Genomic DNA, 18355 nt, shown 5'->3' with positions numbered 1-18355 from the left:
GCGTTTCGTGAACGACGGAGGCGGTCGGGCCACCCCCGTCAGGCTGCTGGCCTTCAGCGGTCGAGCCAGGCGTCCTTGAACCCGTCGTTGACACCCACACCGGACGTGATCAGGTCCTTTACGTCACAGCGATAGATGGTCGGGAAGCCCAGCTCCATCAGCCAGCCCACCGGAACGTCCTCATGAAGGATTTCCTGGGCCTCGTGGTAGAGGGCCTCACGCTCCTCGTCGGGGAAGGCCGTGGCGGCCTCGTCGAACAGTTCGTCGATCCGCTCGTTCTCATAGCCCCCGACGTTGTTCCAGGGTGAGCCTCTCTCGATGTTATCCGAAAGGTAGGAGCGCGTGATGCCGAGTGCCGGGTCACCGTACTGATAGAGGAAGGTGAAGGCGAGGTCGTAGTCCCACTCCGAGAGGCGCTGGTTCCAGCCGCCCACGTCGGTGGACTGGGTACGTACGTTGACGCCCACCTCGCGCAGGTTCTGCTGTACCGCCTCGGCCCAGCGGGTCCAGGTCTCGCCGTAGGGCAGCGGCAGCAGGCGGACTTCCTCGCCGTCATAACCCATCTCGTCGAGCAGTTCACGGGCCCGGTCGGGATTGTGGTCGTAAGGCTCCAGCCCGTCGTGCTGGAAGCGGGCATTGGAGCCGAAGGCGGAGAGAGGCACATTGCCCAGTTCGTTCCACAGCACATCCCGCGCGAACTCGCGGTCCATGGCGTACATGACTGCCTGGCGGAAGCGCTTGTCGGAAGTGGGACCTTCGCGATTGTTCATCCACAGCATGGCGAAGGGACTGAAATATTCATGGCCCTCTTCAGTGACGCACGTGTTGTCCATGGCGGAGAGGCGCGGGATGTCGAAGTTCTCCACGGTACCATTGGGCAATACGTCCACGGTGCCGTTCTCATAGGCCACGGCACGGGAGGCCCCGTCGGGGATGATGTGCCAATTGATGCCATCGAGGTAGGGCAGGCCCTCCTCGTAGTAGTCGTCATTGCGCACCAGTTCGATGACGGTGCCACGATCCCAGTTCTTGAACTTGAACGGACCGGTACCGATAGGATGGTTGTTGTGCTCGTTGTCGCGGAAGTCGGTGCCTTCATAGAGGTGCCTGGGCACCATGGTGAAGGTGCCGGCCTCGAACGAGATCAGGAATGGACCGAACGGCTCGGCAAGCGTGAAGACCACGGTGTGGTCGTCGGTTGCCTCGATGCTTTCGACATGTTGCAGGACGGCGCGGGCACTGGGATTGAGCTCGCGATGGAAGACATCGGCGGAGAACACCACGTCTTCGGCGGTGAAGGGTTCGCCATCGTGCCAGACTACGCCTTCGCGCAGATGGAAGGTCCAGGTCAGGCCGTCCTCGCTGATGTCCCAGGATTCGGCAAGCTGCGGTATCGGTTCGAGGTCGGTGGTATAGCGCATCAGGCCTTCGTAGATATTGCCGGCCACCTTGCGGGTGGGGTCATTCTGCACCATGCCCAATACCAGCCCGGGCGGTTCTGGCTGAATGATGGTATTGATCGTGCCGCCGGACCGGGGCTCATCGGCGATGGCAAACGTAGTGGTAAAGGCCAGTGCGGCAATGGCGGTGGCCAAAGGTGTCTTCATCATTATCGAGTTCCTTCTTGTTTTGTCGATGCTGTCTTTGTGATTATCGAGGCAGAATGGTCGAGATCATTCTTGAAGCAGCCTCTTTGACCATAGCAGCGGTTGGGAAAACTGTCGACAGTCGGCGATCGACGGTCGACAACGAAGCCGCTTGCGTCATACTGTATGTCGAACATCCCATGGGGAGCCTATCCAGCATGACGTCATCCAAAGCCCACGGTGATTTCACGATCATCCAGCAGCGCAATCTGGTGGAGCAGGTGGCTGATTACCTGACCCAATCCATCATCAGCCAGCACTTCGCGCCGGGTGATCGTCTTTCCGAGGTGCAGCTGGCACGCGACCTGGGGGTGAGCCGCGCACCGGTGCGTGAAGCGGCGCGGCTGCTCGAGAGCCGGGGGCTGCTGGTATCCAGGCCTCGAAGAGGCTTCTTCGTTCGAGCGTTGGATGCCGCCGAGCTCAATGATGTCTTCGATCTACGCCTATGCCTGGAGCGGCATGCCATGGCACGCCTGGTCGACGGCTTCGATGCGGGCAGGGAGAAGGTGTTGAGGCAGCAGGTCGAAGTGATGTGCGAGGCGGCCACCGGCGATAGCGAGAGCCGCAAGATAGAGGAGGACCTGACCTTTCATCGCATGATCATTGCGTACGCCGACAACCGTCGATTGCTCAAGGCGTTCGATGACATTACCCATGAGCTGCGCCTATGCATCGCACTGATCGGCAAGACTCATGCCGATCCCGACAGCATCTCGACATCCCACTGGGCACTGCTCGATGCCTTGGCCAGCAAGGATCCCCAGCGCTGCCGCGAGGCCATCGACTATCACATCGGCGTGGCGCGAGACTATGTCGTTCAGGGTATCGGCGAGACGGTATCCTAGGCTCTGTACGAAAACTGTCTGCGCTCGCTCATACAGCGTTAAAAATCGGCTCAAAGTACTCATTTACACCGCGTAAACTCCGTCTTTGGACTCGCGAATCCATGTCGCTCGCTCTTCGAGCAGCGGAGCTGTCCAAATCGGCTTTCCTGCTGATTTGTCGCCGATTTTTGCCTTGTCTGGCCATCGCTCGTCGACTTTTCGACCAAAGCCTAGCGTTTCGGCATCGGATAGCGCCGGTCTGCCTTGCCGGCCTTGACGATCTGGCCTGGTGTGTCATGGCCAACCAACCGGGGCAGGGTGGCTGAAACGGCCAGCAGGGCGTCCAGGTCAACGCCGGTATCGACCCCCATCTGTTCGAACATGTGAACGAGATCCTCGGTGCAGACGTTGCCCGTGGCGCCCGGTGCATAGGGGCAGCCCCCTAGCCCACCCAGTGATGCATCGAAGCGGGTGATGCCTGCCTGCCAGGCGGCCAGTGTGTTGGCCAGCCCCATGCCACGCGTGTTGTGAAAGTGCAGGGTAAGGGGGGTGTCGGGCCAGCGCGCCAGTACGGCGTCACACAGCTTCCCCACCTGGGCGGGGTTGGCCATGCCCGTGGTATCACACAGCGTCACGCCATCGACGCCGGTTTCGAGCAGCCTTTCCACCAGTTCCAGAACACGTGCCTGAGGCACGTCACCCTCGAAGGGGCAGCCGAAGGCGGTAGAGAGCGACGCGTTGACGAACACGCTGCTGCTTGCCGTTACCCGTAGAACGTCGGCGAAGCGTTCCAGGGACTGGCCGGGGGTCATGCGCAGGTTGGCCAGCCCATGGGATTCGCTGGCGGACATCACCAGGTTGATCTCATCCACTTCACAGGAAAGTGCTCGTTCGCAGCCGCGCAGGTTGGGCACCAGGACGGTAATGCCAACCGTTTCCCGTCGCTGGATGCCGCGCACGACGTCCTCGGCATCCTTCAACTGGGGAATTGCTTTCGGAGAGGTGAAGGAAGTCGCCTCGATGCGTGCGAGTCCGGTGCTGGAAAGGGCATCGATCAGACGTATCTTGTCCGCGGTTGGCACGAAGACGGTTTCGATCTGCAAGCCATCCCGAGGGGCGACTTCGTTGATCTGTAGGGGTGTCATGGCGTTCTCCCGAGACGTGTTCAGATGATGCCGGCCTGACGCAGCTTGTTACGGGTCTCGTCGTCGATACCCAGCTCGTCCAATACCTCGTCGGTGTGCTGCCCCAGGGCGGGGCCGCCGTTGCCCAGCCGACCGGGAGTGGCGCTGAGCCGTGGCAGGACGCCGGGAACCTTCAACGACTTGCCGTTGGGGCGAGTGATGGTCTGGATCATCTCCCGGGCCAGGTAGTGGGGGTCGGAGGCGATGTCGGCGGCGGTGTAGGGATAGCCGACGGGTACCCTGGCAGCCTCCAGTTTCTCGATGATGTCCGACCGGGGGTGCTCCCGTGTCCAGGCCTCGATGGCACCATCGATCGACTCGGCCTGTCGGCTTCTGCCGTCGTTATGGGCCAGGGCCGGGTCCTCGGCCAGGTCGTTGCGCCCGATCACATCCATCAAGCGCTTGAAGATACTGTCGCCATTGCCGGCAATCAGTACGTAATCGCCGTCCCGGCATCGGTAGGCGTTGGAAGGGGTGATGCCGGGCAGGGCGCTGCCGCTGGGTTCGCGGATGTCACCGCTGGCATCGTATTCGGGCAACAGGCTCTCCATCATGGCGAAGACGGACTCGTAGAGGGCCACGTCGACGACCTGGCCCATGCCGCTCCGGGCTCGTTCCTGCAGGGCAAGCAGGGTGCCGATGACCGCGTAGAGCGCCGATAGCGAGTCGCCGATGCTGACTCCCACGCGCACGGAAGGCTCGCCGGGATGGCCGGTCAGGTAGCGCAGGCCACCCATGGCCTCGCCGATCACGCCGAAGCCGGGCTTGTCGCGGTAGGGGCCGGTCTGGCCGTAGCCCGAGACACGTACCATGATCAATGCCGGGTTCAGGGTCGAGAGTTCATCCCAGCCCAGCCCCCATCCTTCGAGAGTGCCGGGACGGAAGTTCTCGACCAGCACATCGGCTTCGCTGACGAGCCGGCGTACGAGTGACTGTCCCTCTTCACTGCGCAGGTCCAGCGAGAGCGAGCGCTTGTTGCGGGTCTGGACATGCCACCAGAGGGAAGTGCCATCTTCGATCATTCGCCATTTGCGAAGTGGATCGCCGGCTCCGGGCGGCTCGATCTTGACGACGTCAGCGCCGAATTCACCCAGCAGCTTGGTGGCGAAAGGGCCGGCAATCAGTTGCCCGAGTTCCAGAACCTTGAGGCCAGACAACGGCAGATGCCGGTCATTCGGGGTCGTCATGGTGGGCTCTCCTTGCGCGGGTTAGGATCAGGATGCGTGACTTGATGGATGGCAACAATTCAGCAAAGAGGAAGTCAGGATTCGTCTCTGGCGAAGACATGTCGTAAGATCGCGTCAGAGCCGACGTGTCACGCGGTTCCCCCTTCCCCTGTTCTGCCTGAGGACTCCAGCTTGTGCGGCGCTTCGATTTCGTGACCCTGAAACTGTTCGTCTCCATAGCCGACGAGGGCCGCCTGACGGCCGCGGCGGAGCGGGAGCACATGGCCCTGGCGGCAGTGAGCAAGCGCATCAGTGATCTCGAATCATTGGTCGGCACGGCACTGCTGTATCGGCGGCCGCGTGGAGTGGAGCTGACCCCGGCCGGCCATGCTTTTCTGCACCATGCCCGACGCATCCTGGAGAACATCGACCAGTTGCAGGCCGAGTTGAGCGAGTACGGCGAGGGTGTGAAAGGGCATGTACGCATCCATTCGAACACCTCGGCGATCATTGCCTTCCTGCCTCAGGACCTGAGCACCTTTTCGCGGGAGTATCCGCAGATCAAGATCGATCTCCAGGAGCGGGTCAGCTCCGAGGTGATCGCCGCGGCCCGAGACGGGCTGACCGATGTCGGCATCTTTGCCGGCCACGTGCCCTGCGAATCCCTTCAGCTCCTGCCTTACCGCAGTGACCGCCTGGTCCTGATGACCCCCCGCGATCATCCGCTGGCGGAGCGTGAGTCCCTCTATCTGCATGAGGCCACCAATTTCGATTTCATTGGGCTGCAGCAGGACGCGTCCCTGCAGGCCCTGCTGCACGAGCAGGCGGGCCGGGCCGGAAAGACGCTGCGCATGCGTATCCAGGTGCGCAGCTTCGATGCCATCTGCCGCATGATCCATCACGGCATGGGGGTCGGGGTGCTGCCCGAGAAGACGATCTATCGCGATCTGCGCGACCTGCAGCTGTGCAGTATCCCGTTGAGCGACGAGTGGGCACGTCGAGAGCTGGTGATCGGAGTCAGGCAATACGATGAGCTGTCGGTGATCGCCCGGCATCTGGTCGACCATCTGACAAGCCCGAGCCGGACCGACGGCGATCAGTCGTTGCGCACGATGGTGAATGGCGACCACTGCTGACATAGCGGCGTGACCTCCAGGCGCGTGATATTCACCTGGGAGGGGAGTTCGGCGATATGCAAGGCCTGCTCGGCCACATCCGACGGCTGCAGCGAACGGGTCCCGCTATAGTAGTCGGTGGCTATCTCCTGGTCGCCTTTCATGCGAACCAGGGTGAATTCGCTCTCCGTCATGCCCGGTGCCAGGTCGGTGACCCGGACCCCGGTGCCACTCAGGTCGCAGCGCAGGTTGTAGCTGAACTGTTCGACAAAGGCCTTTGACGCTCCATAGACGTGCCCGCCGGGATAGGGTGTATGGCCGGCGATGGAACCGATATTGATGACGGTGGCTCCTTCACCATGGGCGATGAGTCGTGGCAGCAGCAGGCGGGTAACGGTGACCAACCCCTTGATATTGGTATCGATCATTGCATGCCAATCTTCCAGGTTGGCCTCTTGGGCCGGCCCCTTGCCCAAGGCCAGCCCGGCATTGTTCAGCAGCAGCCGAATATTGGTGAAAGCCTCGGGAAGTGTACTCACCACCTTCTCGACCGCCCGGTGGTCGGTAATGTCCAGCGGAACGATATGTACCGGCACCGTATCACCCAGAGATCGTTGCAGGGCCTTCAGGCGTGTCTCGCGTCGCCCCGTGAGTACCAGCCCCCATCCGGCGGCAGCGAAGCGCTGGGCACAGGCTCGGCCAATGCCTGATGTGGCGCCGGTAATGAAGGCAATGGGTGTGGCTTCGTGCATGATGAATGCTCCGGCATGTCTGAATGGCGTATGAAGACCTGGGTATTTCCTCATTGGTGCCCCAACGAGACCCCATGGGTATTAGCCTTTAGTCGTGTTGCATGGCTGCCGGGATGTCAGGCGAGGCATCATGCTGGCTAACTTTGGTCATCGTGATTGACGAAGCCTACCTTCATCAAAACCGATTTGAGTGAGACGGGGGCTTGTTTCAAGATCAGCATACGACGACCAGCCAATAACGATAATTGCAGGAGAGCACGATGCGAAAGTCATTGCTTGCCACGCTGGCGGCACTGGGCATGTTGACCGGGCCCTTGGCGGCTGCCAGCACCATCGAGATTCAAGTCAACAACACCATGAGCGAAGGCGGTTCGGAGAGCGCCGCTGTCGAACGCTTCGCCGAATATCTGGAAGAACAGGCGCCGGGGCGTTTCAATGTGCGACCGTTCCTGGCCGGTTCCCTCGGCGGCGAGAACGCCGTTCTGGAGCTGCTCAACCTGGGGCAGACGCAGCTCTCCATTACCGGCGGTAACTGGCGTCAGCAGTACGCGCCGGAATATGACGCCATCACCGTGCCCTTCGTGTTCGCCACCTGGGACGAGGTCGACGGCTTCATGGAAAGCGAATCCGGTCGGAGGCTGGTGGAAAGCGCCGAAGAGAAAGGGGGCATCAAGTACTTCGGTACCCAGCACCGCGGCCCTCGCCACATGACCGCCGACAAGGCCATCCATACGCCCGATGACCTGCAGGGCTTTCGCATGCGCCTGCCCTCGCTGCCGGTATGGCTCGAGGTGTGGGAAGAGATCGGTGCTCAGGTAGTCAATGTGCCGGCACCGGAAATCTATCTGGCCATGCAGACGCGTCAGGTCCATGGTCACGAAAACTCGCTGTCGTCGCCCTATACCCGCCGGCTGTGGGAAGTGCAGGACCACATCATCCTGACCAGCCACGTTCAGTTTCCGTGGAACTGGGTGGCCAGTTCGCGCTGGTGGGATGGCCTGGATGCCGACGACCAGGCATTGATCGCCGAGGCCATCGACGTGGCGCGACAGCATGGCTCAGAGGTGGAGCGTGAGCTCGACGAGTACTATCTCGAGCAGCTCGAAGCCAACGGCATGACCATCATCGAGCCGGACATCGACGCTTTCCGTGATGCGGCCATGCCCGCCATCGAGCGCATCATGGCCGAGATGGCCGATGGCGTGATGGAAGATGCCATGGGCGGGCGTGACGGCAACTGAGCGAGCGAAGCTCGTGATACCCGCTAGCGGCGCTCGCTTGGGGACGCCGCTGGCGGGTTTTATCTGGAGGTAACACACTTGAGCCTTTCCGCATTGCCGCCTGTCGGCGGAGCCGACCGGCTGGCCTATTTTCTGCTGAGGGGCATCACGCGGGTATGTGACGCTGCGGGTGTCCTGCTGCTTGCCGGCATTCTGGTGCTTATCGTCTCGGCCGTGCTGGCTCGCGGCCTCCTCCAGTTCGGCATGCCCTGGTCAGAGGAGGTCGCTTCCATATTGGCCATCTACGCCGTGGGCTTCGGCTCGCTTTCCGCCTGGGTGCGGGGCGAACATTTGCTGGTGGATCTCTTCAGTCACCGCATGGGGGCGCTGGCGCTCCATCTCCAATATCGTCTCGTGGCGCTGCTGTCGGCCGGCTTCTTCATCCTGGCGGCCTGGGGCGCCTGGATCATGTCGGACATGAGCGCCAACAACCGTACCGTGTCGCTGGGTATCAGCTTCAGCTATCTCTATTACGGCATCTTTCTCGGCTTTGCCGGCATGGCGCTGCTCGCCTCCTGGCAGGCCCTCCGCGGGCCAGTGAGCTGGCAGCCGGTCGATACTTCTGGCGAGGAGCCCCGCTGATGCAGGAACTTCTCATTTTTGTCGGCGGCCTGCTGGTGCTCATGATCATCGGTCTGCCGGTGGTGGTGGCCATCGGTATCACCTCTTTCATCGCCCTGGCCGTCACCGGTGCAGGAGGCCTGCCGGTGGAGCTCCTGTCGCTGCGCATGGTGCAGACGCTGAACAACTTCACCCTGTTGGCGATCCCGCTGTTCATCCTTGCCGCCAATATCATGAACACGGGTTCCACCACTGTGCGTATCTTTGATTTCGCCACGGCCCTGGTGGGGTTCACCAAGGGCGGCTTGGGGCACGCCAATGTGGTGGCGAGTTCCATCTTCGCCACCATGTCGGGTACCGCGGTGGCCGATGCGGCGGGGCTCGGCACCATCGAGATCAAGGCGATGAAAGAGCGGGGCTATGACCTCGGCTACTCGGCTGGCATCACGGCCGCGTCGAGTGTCATCGGCCCCATCCTGCCACCCTCCATCGCCTTGGTGGTGTACGGCTGGCTGGCTAATGTGAGTATCGGGGCGCTGTTCATGGCGGGGGTGGTGCCCGGCCTGCTGATGGCGCTGCTGCTGATGGGAATGACGGTTGTGCTGGGAGCGGGCAAGCGGGTCGCCATGCCTGCGCCGACGCCTTTCGATCCCAGGGAAGTCCTACGTACCGGCAAGCGGGCGATTCTTCCGCTGATGATGCCGGTGATCATCGTGGGTGGTATCTGGTCCGGGTTCTTCACGCCTACCGAAGCGGGGGCCGTTGCCTCGATGTATGCGGTGATACTGGGCATGGTGGTCTATCGTGACCTGACGCTTCGCGCTCTGTATGAATCCTTCCGCCGCACACTCATGTTCAGCGCGGCGATTCTGCTGATCATTGCCGTATCGAGCTTCTACGGCTGGATCCTGGTGCGCATCGGCATTCCCCAGGCGCTGGCTGGGCAGGTGGTGGCCATGGAGCTTTCCACCATCATGCTGCTGGTCGGCTTCGCGTTCTTCTTCCTGCTGATCGGATGCTTCATGTCGGTGCTCGAAAGCATCCTGATCTTCACGCCCATCGTGGTGCCGGCCGCTCTGGCGGCGGGGCTGGACCCGATCCATTTCGGTCTCGTCATGGTCATCACCCTGTCCGTGGGGGTCATCACGCCGCCCTTCGGTACGGTGCTGTTCCTGATGGTGGGCATCACCCGGTTAAGATTCGGCCAGGTGGTGATGGCCGTCCTGCCATTCCTGCTGCCGATACTGGGCAGCATCCTGTTGCTCATCACCATTCCGGGGCTGGCCACCTGGCTGCCGCGCATGATGGGCTATTGAGGCGGCCAAGGAGCGTGTCATGTGAAGCGGCCGCTGGCGGAACCCCCGGGGCCGCCCCGGGTCAGAGGCGTTAATATCCCAAGGGACACGATATGCTCGACACGATCCAGCGTTTCTTCCAACAGGCCCTGGCTGAACCAGAGACCGAAGCCGGCCCAGCCCCCACTCTGGAACTGGCCACCGCGGCACTGCTCTGTGAGGTGATGCGTGCCGACTATCACACCGATCAGGCTCAGCTCGATGCCTTGCGTGACTTGCTCAAGGCGCGTTTCCACCTCAAGGGAGACGATGTCGAAGAGTTGATGGAGATGGCCAGGGAGGAGGTGGAAACGTCCGTGGACCACTATCAGTTCGTCAGCCTGGTCAAGCAGCATTACACCTATGAGCAGCGTTGCGATCTGGTGAGGATGATGTGGATATTGGCCAATGCCGATGGTGGCCATAACGCTCTTGAAGAGCATCGCATCCGCCGCCTGGCCGACCTGTTGTATGTCAGCCACTCCGATTTCATTCGCACCAAGCTCCAGGTCCAAGGCATTTCAGGCCAGCCGTGACGCCTGCGGCAAATCGCTGAGTGACCGGTGGCTCCTGCTGCCGGCCGCGAGCGAAGGCTGTTGTCAGGGGAACCGTCTGCGCCTGGACCATGGCACTGTCACGCTCTGTCTGAAAAAGGTCTGCGCTTGCCCACACGGCGTTAAAAATCGGCTCGAAATACTCATTTACCCCTCCGTAAACTCCGCTTTCTCGCCGATTTTTGCCTTGTCTGGCCATCGCTCGCCGATTTTTCAGATAGAGCTTAGAATGTGCACTCGGTTCTGGCCCGGTGCCGGATCCTTCGTCTGTGAAACCTGGAGGAGAGGCATGTCTCGCGAAACCATCGTTCTGGGAGCCGGCATGGTCGGCGTATCCATTGCCTGGCACTTGGCCCGCCGGGGTCGTTCGGTGCTGTTGATGGATCGCCGTCCGCCAGGGCGAGAAACCTCGTTCGGTAATGGTGGCCTGATTCAGCGAGAAGCCGTTCGCCCCTATCCTTTCCCCCGAGATCTCGGCAAGTTGCTGACGGTATTGCCCAACCGTCGTGTGGATATCCGTTACAGCCTGCGGGGCATGCTGGGCGCGGCCGGGCCGCTATTCAGCTATTGGCGCCACTCCTCCCCGAGCAGTCATGGGCGCATCATCCCCGAATATGCCTCACTGATCGAATTGTCGACCCAGGAGCACGAGCCGATGATCGAGGCCGCGGGAGCGGGCGATCTGGTGAGCAGGGATGGCTGGCTGGAGGTGTATCGGACCGGCACTGCGTTGGCTGTGCGGGCGCAGGAGGCGCGTGATGCCGCCGAGCGTTTCGGGGTGACGCATGACCTGCTGGACCAGGCGGCGCTTCGTGGCCGTGAGCCGCAGCTGTCGAATGACCCCGTCGGCGCGATTCATTGGACCAACGCCTGGAGCGTTGCTGATCCGGGTGGCCTGGTGTCGGCCTATGCACAGAGCTTCGAGCGAGAGGGTGGCCGCTTTCTGCAGGCCGGTATCCAGGGTGTGGCCCGTCATGGCCAGGGCTGGCGGGTCGAGACCGATGCCGGCTCCCATGAGGCGGAGGACGTCGTGGTGGCACTAGGCCCCTGGGCCGGTGAGTGGTTGAAGGCGCTGGGTTACCACTTGCCGACCTTCGTCAAGCGTGGCTATCACATGCACTACGCTGCCAGTCACGAGGCGCGGCTGCACCACTGGCTACTGGACGCCGAGGTCGGCTATATCCTGGCGCCCATGCGCGCCGGGATCCGCCTTACGACAGGTGCCGAGCTCGAGCGCCTGGACTCGCCGCCTCATCACGGTCAACTGGCCGCCGCCGAACGCATGGCAAGGAAACTGTACCCCTCCCTGGGTGAACGGCTGGATGCCGAACCCTGGAAAGGCGCACGCCCCTGTCTGCCGGACATGAAGCCGGTCATCGGCCCGGCGCCTGGCAATGAAGGGTTGTGGTTCGCCTTTGGGCATGGCCATCAGGGGTTCACCCTGGGACCTGCGACCGGTCGGCTGGTGGCCGAGATGATGGAAGGGGAGCCCACGGCGGTAGACATGTCGCCCTTCAGGGCCGATCGTTTCGGTAGTTGACTGTCAGTCGCGTTCGTTTCACGCAGGCTCAGCGTCTCCGCTTCAACTGATGATGGAGAAACTTGATGAGCAGCGTCATCACATAGACCACCCAGCCTGCCGTCGCCAGCACATTGAACAACAGCATCTTCTGTTGCCCGTTGAGCGGAGTGATCAGCGTTTCCAGGATCACTCCCAGTACCAGGGCCAGGGCCATGGGCAGGGCAAGGATGTGCATCCACATTTCCGTTCGCCGTTTGCGGACATGGTGGCGACTGAGATGGACCCGAAAGGGGCGGTGCACGAAACTGACCAGGATCATGGCACCGAGGGCGAGCAGGGCAGCCAAGGTGGGTTCTATGCTGTCCAGCCGCGCGGAAATGCTGATCGACCAGAAGACAACGATCCACATGAGGCCGGCCAGAACGGCAACGATATCGGCATAGTGGCGAACCCTGGGCATTGGCAACCTTCTCTCACGGCGACAAACGGCGTCGATGATACGGCAATTCTTGCCCCGTTGCCGCAGTTCACCGCGATACCGCCTTGGTGGGTGCCGGTCAGCCGTGGCAAGTTTTGACCGCGGACGGACATGAGCGATCCCGCTTCCGGTATACTGTCGCCCGCCAATCCATGCTGACCACAGGATAAGCCGTGAACGCTATCACCCTGACTCGACCCGATGACTGGCATTTGCACCTGCGCGATGGTGAGGCGCTTCAGTCAGTCGTTCCTGCGACTGCGCGGCAGATGGGCAGAGCCATCATCATGCCCAATCTACGGCCTCCGGTAACCACGACGGCACAGGCCATCGCCTATCGGGAGCGCATCCTGGCCGCCCGCCCCCAGGGCTCCGTGTTTGAGCCGCTGATGACTCTCTATCTCACCGACAACACGCCGCCGGAAGAAATCGAGCGGGCGAGTGAAAGCGGCCTGGTCCATGCGGTCAAGCTGTATCCGGCGGGGGCAACGACCAATTCGGATTCCGGTGTGACCGACCTTGCGCACTGTGACGAGGCGATTGCGGCCATGGCTCGTCTAGGCATGCCATTGCTGGTGCATGGCGAGGTGACCGATACCGAGATCGACATTTTCGATCGCGAGGCCGAGTTTGTCGAACGGGTCATGAAGCCTCTGCTGGCGCGCCATCCGGATCTCAAGGTGGTCTTCGAGCACATCACCACGGCGGATGCCGTCGAGTTTGTCTCCCATGCGCCGGCCAATGTGGCAGCGACCATCACGGCGCATCACCTGCTGTTCAATCGCAACCACATGCTGGTGGGCGGAATCAGGCCTCACTATTATTGCCTGCCCATTCTCAAGCGCGAGCGCCATCGGGAGGCGCTGCTGGCGGCGGCCACGTCAGGTAGCGGCAAGTTCTTCCTGGGCACCGACAGCGCACCCCATGCGCAGGGTGACAAGGAATCCGCCTGCGGCTGCGCGGGTGCCTACACGGCTCCGGCAGCCATCGAGCTGTACGCCACGGCGTTCGAGCAGGCCGGCGCACTGGACAGGCTGGAAGGTTTTGCCAGTCACCACGGCCCCGATTTCTATGGCCTGCCACGCAACGCCGATACGGTTACCCTGGTTCGTGAAACCTGGCGGCTGCCCCCGTCGCTGCCCTATGTCACGGGCGAGCGAATCGTGCCGCTCAAGGCGGGTGAGACATTGGACTGGAAGCTGCGCGACTGATGCCACGCAAACGGCCGCCTCGAGAGGCGGCCGTTTGCGTAGGCAGGGGGCGAGAGGCAGAGAGGGGCTTCAGCCGACGGTGGCCGTCTCGGACTCTCCCTCGCCTTTGTTCTTCTGTTTCCGCTGCTGCTCTCCCGGGAGCGATGGGTCGGCCAGGCGCGCCACCATGGTTTCGACCATGCGTGCCGAGTGAGCGGCCGCTTGTTCCAGGAACTGCTCGAACGAGAGGTGGTTGTCGCCGCCGCCGGCGATATCCGACAGCGAGCGGATGACCACGAAGGGGCAGCCGTAGAGATGGCAGGTCTGGGCGATGGCAGCGGCTTCCATCTCGGCGGCCAGCATGGTGGGAAAACGCGTGCGCGTCTTCAGGACCAGTTCGGGGCATGCCATGAAGACATCGCCGGTGGCGATGAGGCCTTCCACCACGCGCACCTCTCCAAGCGCCTCGACGCATTCGCGTGCGATCCTGACCAGGCGCTCGTCGGGCAGATAGGCCGCCGGCATCATGGGTACCTGCCCATGCTCGTAGCCGAATACCACGGCATCGACATCGTGATGGCGCACTTCACTGGAGACCACCACGTCGCCGATCTCGAGGCCTTCACCGAAGCCGCCGGCCGAGCCGGTATTGATGATGGCTTCCGGTTTGTAGACATCCAGCAGCAATGTGGTGCCGATGGCCGCATTCACCTTGCCGATGCCGGACTGCAGGATCACGACGTCGGCGCCATGCAGCCGACCGTGGTGAAAGGTGCAGCCGACGTGGGTGCGGGTGCGACGACCCTCCAGCAAGGAGGCGAGATATTCCACCTCCTGGGCCATGGCGCCGATGATACCGATGCGTTTCATCTGTCAGGAAATCTCCAGTATTCCAGTGCGCCGACAGGCCAGGGCATGCCTGTGCACGGCGAAAGATCAGGCGCCTTCGGCGAAGACCCGTGTCCACTCGGTCCGCTTGTCCAGGAAACCGCGCGCGACCCGCTTGGCACCTTCCAGGCTGTGGCTGGCGGCCCATCCACACTGCCTCTCGTTGCAGGCCGGTACCTCTTCGGCCTCCAGTACGTCTTCCAGGGTCTTCTGCAGCAGGTTCAGCACGTCGTCATAGTCGTCGTGGTTGATCAGCGCGACATAGAAGCCTGTCTGGCAGCCCATGGGGCTGATGTCGACGATGCGGTCCGAATGATTGCGCGACAGCTCCGCCATCAGGTGCTCGAGGGAGTGCAGGGCGGGCATCTCCATGTGATCCTGGTTGGGCTGGCAGATACGCATGTCGTACTTGTGGATCGTGTCGCCGTTGAGTCCCGTCTTGATATCGGCCAGGCGCACGTAGGGAGCCTTCACCTTGGTGTGATCCAGGTTGAAGCTTTCGACGTTCATCTTGTCGCTCATGAGCGGCCTCTCGGCTGGGTGAATGGGAAGGGGCGTATTCTATCCGAGGAGCCAGGCCATGTCAGGCGCCAGGGCTCAGACATGCTCGGCTTCCATGGCCATTGCATCATGCAGTTCGGCGGCGAACAGGGTGTTTTCCAGTAGACAGGCCACTGTCATGGGGCCGACTCCACCCGGTACCGGGGTGATCCAGGCGGCTCTCTCGGCGGCAGGAGCGAACTCCACGTCGCCAACGAGCCGGCCGTCCTCCTCCCGGTTGATGCCCACGTCGATGACGATGGCGCCATCACGCACCCACTCGCCTTTGACCAGGCCGGGCTTGCCTACCGCAACCACCAGCAGTTCGGCGCGCCTGACATGCTCTTCGAGGTTGCGTGTAAAGCGGTGGCAGACGGTCGTCGTGCAGCCGGCCAGCATCAATTCCAGCGCCATCGGGCGGCCGACGATGTTGGAGGCGCCGACGACGGTGGCATCGAGGCCCCGAACCGTGAGCCCGCTGACCTGGAGCAGGGTCATCACTCCCTTCGGCGTGCAGGGGCGCAGCATTGGCAGGCGTTGGGCAAGGCGTCCGAGATTATAGGGATGAAAGCCATCGACATCCTTGTGGGGAAGGATGCGCTCGAGTATGGGGCGCGCATCCAGATGCGCAGACAGAGGCAGCTGCACGAGGATGCCATCGACACGGGGGTCGGCATTGAGGTCATCGACCAGGCTTTCCAGCGTCTGCTGGGAGGTGTCGGCGGGCAGGGTATGCAGGAAGGAGAGAATGCCGGCCCGCTCGCAGTCGCGGTGCTTGTTGTGCACATAGACACGCGAGGCCGGGTCATCGCCCACCAGCACGACGGCCAGGCCGGGGGTCCGCTTGCCGTCCGCACGGCGAGCCTCGACCTGGCGCGCGACTTGCTGGCGGACCCGGGCGGCAATGGCCTTGCCATCGATGAGTTGGGCGGTCATCGTATCTCCCTCGTTCGTGGATGGTGGATAGCCGGCGTCATGACGCCAAGGTGCGTGGCCGGAGCAGGAAGGGTGCCGATTTTCGCATGCCGGGGCCGTCAGGCAAAGCGCAAAAAAGCTCTCCTGTGTCAGGCAGCTATTGACCCTGAGGGATTCTCGGGTAGAATACGCAACGCTCGATGAGACCCCTGTGGTGCGTCGAGGCCGTGCGAAGGCCGGCGGGGTGTAGCGCAGTCTGGTAGCGCGCCTGCTTTGGGAGCAGGATGTCGGGGGTTCGAATCCCTCCACCCCGACCACAACTTACTGTTTATGCTGATAAAATGGCATACGCTGGGGTTGCGGTCAGGTGCCATGGATCGTAGAATGCGCCCATAGCTCAACCGGATAGAGCAACGGCCTTCTAAGCCGTAGGTTGCAGGTTCGAGTCCTGCTGGGCGTGCCATTCTGGTGTGTTTCGCAGGGACGGCTCTGGCCCGGTTGTCGAACGGGTGGTTGTCGATGCCAAGCATCGACGAGCGGTAATCGATATGGTGGATGTAGCTCAGTGGTAGAGCCCCGGATTGTGGCTCCGGTGGTCGTGGGTTCGATCCCCATCATCCACCCCATGTCGATGTTCTGGTCCTGCAATGGTGGATGTAGCTCAGTGGTAGAGCCCCGGATTGTGGCTCCGGTGGTCGTGGGTTCGATCCCCATCATCCACCCCATTGCATCAGGCCCAGTTGTGATTCCTTTCCTGTCGTTTCCCAGATCGGATTTTCCGGTTTGTCATTCGTCATCGATCCCCTGCCGATCGCCGATTCGCCATGACTGTCCGGCGTCGTGCATGCCGTGCCGCGTCATGGAGCCTATCATCTGCTCCGATTGCGTCAGACCCCTTGCAATGTGCCGTGGTGCCCCCATTCTATGGGCATAATGCTTGCCAGCGCAGGGCGGGATTCTTAGAATCTCCCTTTTGCCTTTCCACGCTTTCAACAGAACGCCCCCAGTCGGTAGAGGACTATTCATGCAAGTTTCCGTCGAAACGACCTCCCAGATCGAACGCCGTGTCACGTTTCAGGTGCCGGCGGCCGAGGTCGACGAAGCCGTCGAGGCCCGCCTCAAGGACACAGCGAAGAACGTTCGCCTGAACGGTTTCCGCAAGGGCCGTGTGCCCATGGCCGTGGTGCGCCAGCGTTACGGTCGAGACGTGCGCGATGAAGTGGTGGGCGAAGTGATGCGCGAACGCTACGTGAAGGCCATCACCGAAGAAAACCTCAACCCGGCCGGTTTTCCGAACATCGAGCCCAGGGTCAACGAGTCAGGCAAGGACCTGGAGTTCGTGGCTTCCCTGGAGGTGTATCCCGAGATCGAGCTGGCCTCCATCGAGGGTACCGAAGTGGAGCGCCCGGTGGTTGAGGTGACCGATACCGATCTCGAAGAGATGGTCGAGACGTTACGCAAGCAGAACGCTGCATGGGAAGAGGTCGACCGTGTCGCCGAGGATGGTGACCAGGTTACCATCGACTTCCAGGGTTTCCTGGGCGACGAGCCTTTCGAAGGCGGTAGTGCCGAAGGTCACGATCTGGTCCTGGGCTCCGGCAATTTCATCCCGGGCTTCGAGGATCAGTTGGCCGGCGCCAAGGCCGGCGAAGAGAAAGAGATCAAGGTGACCTTCCCCGAGGATTACCAGGCTTCGCACCTGGCCGGCCAGGAAGCCACTTTCCAGGTCAAGGTTCACAAGGTGAGCGGCCAGGCCCTGCCCGAGATCGATGAAGACTTCATCAAGCGCTTCGGTGTCGAAGATGGCGATGTCGGGAAATTTCACGCCGAAGTGAAGAAGAACATGGCCCGTGAGGCGAAACAGGCCGTTGACAATCGCGTCAAGCAGCAGGTTCTCGATGCGCTGAAGAAGGCCAATGACGTCCCGGTGCCCCAGTCCCTGGTGCAACAGGAAACCGACGGGCTCAAGCGGCAGGCGGCCCAGCAGTTCGGCCTGGGCGAGGACTTCGATGTCTCCCAGTTGCCCGACGAACTGTTCACCGAGCAGGCCAAGGGTCGCGTTCAGGTTGGCTTGCTGCTGGCCGAGGTGATCAAGTCCGGTGAGCTGGACGCCACCGATGACGAGATTCGTGCCAAGGTGGAAGAGCTGGCCGAGCAGTATCAGGAGCCGCAGCAGGTCGTTGATTACTATATGGGTAACGACCAGCTGAAGACCCAGGTCAAGTCGGCCATCCTCGAAGAGAAGGCTGTTGACCGGCTGCTTGAGCAGGCTACCGTCAAGGACGTGGAGATGAGCTATCAGCAGGCCCTGGCCGCGGCTCAGCAACAGGCCGAGCAGGACGCCGAAGAGGGCGAAGACACCGAAGTCGAGGAAAGCCAGGAAGCCAAGAGCTGATCCTGAGCCAG

At 62.0% G+C, this 18355-nt stretch carries 17 protein-coding genes and 4 tRNA genes; 13 read left to right on the top strand and 8 right to left on the bottom strand.

Going from position 1 to position 18355, the window contains the following annotated elements:
• Positions 1-53 precede the first annotated feature (53 nt).
• Positions 54-1607 (bottom strand): ABC transporter substrate-binding protein, encoded by a 1554-nt coding sequence (locus C1H69_RS03055; RefSeq protein ID WP_102651982.1) that lies wholly within the window; start codon positions 1605-1607, stop codon positions 54-56.
• Between the two features lie 197 nt (positions 1608-1804).
• On the opposite strand from C1H69_RS03055, the gene C1H69_RS03050 reads away from it, so the two are divergent.
• Positions 1805-2491, top strand: a complete 687-nt coding sequence (locus tag C1H69_RS03050; protein ID WP_102651931.1) for a GntR family transcriptional regulator — start codon at positions 1805-1807, stop codon at positions 2489-2491.
• Positions 2492-2700: 209 nt separating this feature from the next.
• Here the strand turns inward: C1H69_RS03050 and C1H69_RS03045 are convergent, their stop codons facing one another.
• Positions 2701-3615, bottom strand: a complete 915-nt coding sequence (locus tag C1H69_RS03045) for a hydroxymethylglutaryl-CoA lyase (RefSeq protein ID WP_102651930.1) — start codon at positions 3613-3615, stop codon at positions 2701-2703.
• A gap of 20 nt (positions 3616-3635) precedes the next feature.
• Positions 3636-4841, bottom strand: coding sequence for a CaiB/BaiF CoA transferase family protein (locus C1H69_RS03040; protein ID WP_102651929.1), 1206 nt, complete (start codon positions 4839-4841; stop codon positions 3636-3638).
• A gap of 173 nt (positions 4842-5014) precedes the next feature.
• On the opposite strand from C1H69_RS03040, the gene C1H69_RS03035 reads away from it, so the two are divergent.
• Complete coding sequence (locus tag C1H69_RS03035; RefSeq protein WP_102651928.1) at positions 5015-5956, top strand: LysR substrate-binding domain-containing protein; 942 nt, start codon at positions 5015-5017, stop codon at positions 5954-5956.
• On the opposite strand, the gene C1H69_RS03030 is transcribed toward C1H69_RS03035, so the two are convergent.
• Positions 5917-6687, bottom strand: a complete 771-nt coding sequence (locus C1H69_RS03030; protein ID WP_102651927.1) for an SDR family NAD(P)-dependent oxidoreductase — start codon at positions 6685-6687, stop codon at positions 5917-5919. The two genes, C1H69_RS03035 and C1H69_RS03030, sit on opposite strands and share 40 nt — an antisense overlap.
• Before the next feature lie 260 nt (positions 6688-6947).
• Here C1H69_RS03030 and C1H69_RS03025 point away from each other — a divergent pair, with 260 nt between their 5' ends.
• The 5 genes from C1H69_RS03025 (at position 6948) to C1H69_RS03005 (ending at position 11956) form a co-directional block, all read left to right on the top strand.
• A complete protein-coding gene (locus C1H69_RS03025; protein ID WP_102651926.1) occupies positions 6948-7928 on the top strand; it encodes a TRAP transporter substrate-binding protein in 981 nt (326 codons plus the stop codon).
• Positions 7929-8006: 78 nt separating this feature from the next.
• Positions 8007-8549: a TRAP transporter small permease gene (locus C1H69_RS03020; RefSeq protein ID WP_102651925.1), complete on the top strand. Its 543-nt coding sequence runs from the start codon at positions 8007-8009 to the stop codon at positions 8547-8549.
• Positions 8549-9844 (top strand): TRAP transporter large permease, encoded by a 1296-nt coding sequence (locus C1H69_RS03015; protein ID WP_102651924.1) that lies wholly within the window; start codon positions 8549-8551, stop codon positions 9842-9844. The genes C1H69_RS03020 and C1H69_RS03015 overlap by 1 nt, the downstream gene beginning before the upstream one ends.
• Before the next feature lie 92 nt (positions 9845-9936).
• Positions 9937-10398: a tellurite resistance TerB family protein gene (locus C1H69_RS03010; RefSeq protein ID WP_102651923.1), complete on the top strand. Its 462-nt coding sequence runs from the start codon at positions 9937-9939 to the stop codon at positions 10396-10398.
• A 307-nt stretch (positions 10399-10705) separates the two neighbouring features.
• Positions 10706-11956, top strand: a complete 1251-nt coding sequence (locus tag C1H69_RS03005) for an NAD(P)/FAD-dependent oxidoreductase (RefSeq protein WP_102651922.1) — start codon at positions 10706-10708, stop codon at positions 11954-11956.
• A 28-nt stretch (positions 11957-11984) separates the two neighbouring features.
• Here the strand turns inward: C1H69_RS03005 and C1H69_RS03000 are convergent, their stop codons facing one another.
• Positions 11985-12398, bottom strand: a complete 414-nt coding sequence (locus tag C1H69_RS03000) for a hypothetical protein (protein ID WP_102651921.1) — start codon at positions 12396-12398, stop codon at positions 11985-11987.
• A 191-nt stretch (positions 12399-12589) separates the two neighbouring features.
• Between C1H69_RS03000 and pyrC the strand changes: the two genes are divergently transcribed.
• Entirely contained in the window at positions 12590-13627 is a 1038-nt protein-coding gene (gene pyrC / locus C1H69_RS02995) for a dihydroorotase (RefSeq protein ID WP_102651920.1), read from the top strand.
• 69 nt (positions 13628-13696) lie between these two features.
• On the opposite strand, the gene mtnN is transcribed toward pyrC, so the two are convergent.
• The 3 genes from mtnN to folD form a co-directional block, all read right to left on the bottom strand.
• Entirely contained in the window at positions 13697-14476 is a 780-nt protein-coding gene (gene mtnN / locus C1H69_RS02990) for a 5'-methylthioadenosine/S-adenosylhomocysteine nucleosidase (protein ID WP_240609788.1), read from the bottom strand.
• A gap of 66 nt (positions 14477-14542) precedes the next feature.
• The gene (locus C1H69_RS02985; RefSeq protein WP_102651919.1) at positions 14543-15016 is read right to left on the bottom strand and encodes an S-ribosylhomocysteine lyase; all 474 of its coding nucleotides are present in this window, start codon (positions 15014-15016) and stop codon (positions 14543-14545) included.
• A 75-nt stretch (positions 15017-15091) separates the two neighbouring features.
• Positions 15092-15970, bottom strand: coding sequence for a bifunctional methylenetetrahydrofolate dehydrogenase/methenyltetrahydrofolate cyclohydrolase FolD (gene folD / locus C1H69_RS02980; protein ID WP_102651918.1), 879 nt, complete (start codon positions 15968-15970; stop codon positions 15092-15094).
• A 219-nt stretch (positions 15971-16189) separates the two neighbouring features.
• Here folD and C1H69_RS02975 point away from each other — a divergent pair.
• The 5 genes from C1H69_RS02975 to tig all read left to right on the top strand — a co-directional run bounded on the left by C1H69_RS02975 (position 16190) and on the right by tig (position 18344).
• Positions 16190-16266: transfer RNA gene (locus C1H69_RS02975), tRNA-Pro, on the top strand.
• 69 nt (positions 16267-16335) lie between these two features.
• Positions 16336-16412, top strand: a tRNA-Arg gene (locus tag C1H69_RS02970).
• An 88-nt stretch (positions 16413-16500) separates the two neighbouring features.
• Positions 16501-16575: transfer RNA gene (locus tag C1H69_RS02965), tRNA-His, on the top strand.
• Between the two features lie 24 nt (positions 16576-16599).
• A tRNA-His gene (locus C1H69_RS02960) sits at positions 16600-16674 on the top strand.
• A gap of 299 nt (positions 16675-16973) precedes the next feature.
• Positions 16974-18344: a trigger factor gene (gene tig / locus C1H69_RS02950; RefSeq protein WP_102651916.1), complete on the top strand. Its 1371-nt coding sequence runs from the start codon at positions 16974-16976 to the stop codon at positions 18342-18344.
• The last annotated feature ends 11 nt before the right edge of the window (positions 18345-18355 follow it).

The sequence above is a fragment of the Billgrantia endophytica genome (genome assembly GCF_002879615.1).
GTDB classification, from domain to species: Bacteria; Pseudomonadota; Gammaproteobacteria; order Pseudomonadales; family Halomonadaceae; genus Halomonas; species Halomonas endophytica.
The sequence above is the reverse complement of the archived record's forward strand: the minus strand, read 5'-3'. Positions and strand labels throughout refer to the sequence as shown.

Coding starts and splice junctions, on each gene's coding strand:
- C1H69_RS03025 (WP_102651926.1), top strand. CDS start 6,948: ATGCGAAAGTCATTGCTTGCCACGCTGGCGGCACTGGGCATGTTGACC.
- C1H69_RS03015 (WP_102651924.1), top strand. CDS start 8,549: ATGCAGGAACTTCTCATTTTTGTCGGCGGCCTGCTGGTGCTCATGATC.
- C1H69_RS03010 (WP_102651923.1), top strand. CDS start 9,937: ATGCTCGACACGATCCAGCGTTTCTTCCAACAGGCCCTGGCTGAACCA.
- C1H69_RS03005 (WP_102651922.1), top strand. CDS start 10,706: ATGTCTCGCGAAACCATCGTTCTGGGAGCCGGCATGGTCGGCGTATCC.
- C1H69_RS02985 (WP_102651919.1), bottom strand. CDS start 15,016: ATGAGCGACAAGATGAACGTCGAAAGCTTCAACCTGGATCACACCAAG.
- C1H69_RS03045 (WP_102651930.1), bottom strand. CDS start 3,615: ATGACACCCCTACAGATCAACGAAGTCGCCCCTCGGGATGGCTTGCAG.
- C1H69_RS03050 (WP_102651931.1), top strand. CDS start 1,805: ATGACGTCATCCAAAGCCCACGGTGATTTCACGATCATCCAGCAGCGC.
- folD (WP_102651918.1), bottom strand. CDS start 15,970: ATGACCGCCCAACTCATCGATGGCAAGGCCATTGCCGCCCGGGTCCGC.
- C1H69_RS03055 (WP_102651982.1), bottom strand. CDS start 1,607: ATGAAGACACCTTTGGCCACCGCCATTGCCGCACTGGCCTTTACCACT.
- C1H69_RS03000 (WP_102651921.1), bottom strand. CDS start 12,398: ATGCCCAGGGTTCGCCACTATGCCGATATCGTTGCCGTTCTGGCCGGC.
- tig (WP_102651916.1), top strand. CDS start 16,974: ATGCAAGTTTCCGTCGAAACGACCTCCCAGATCGAACGCCGTGTCACG.
- C1H69_RS03040 (WP_102651929.1), bottom strand. CDS start 4,841: ATGACGACCCCGAATGACCGGCATCTGCCGTTGTCTGGCCTCAAGGTT.
- C1H69_RS03030 (WP_102651927.1), bottom strand. CDS start 6,687: ATGCACGAAGCCACACCCATTGCCTTCATTACCGGCGCCACATCAGGC.
- mtnN (WP_240609788.1), bottom strand. CDS start 14,476: ATGAAACGCATCGGTATCATCGGCGCCATGGCCCAGGAGGTGGAATAT.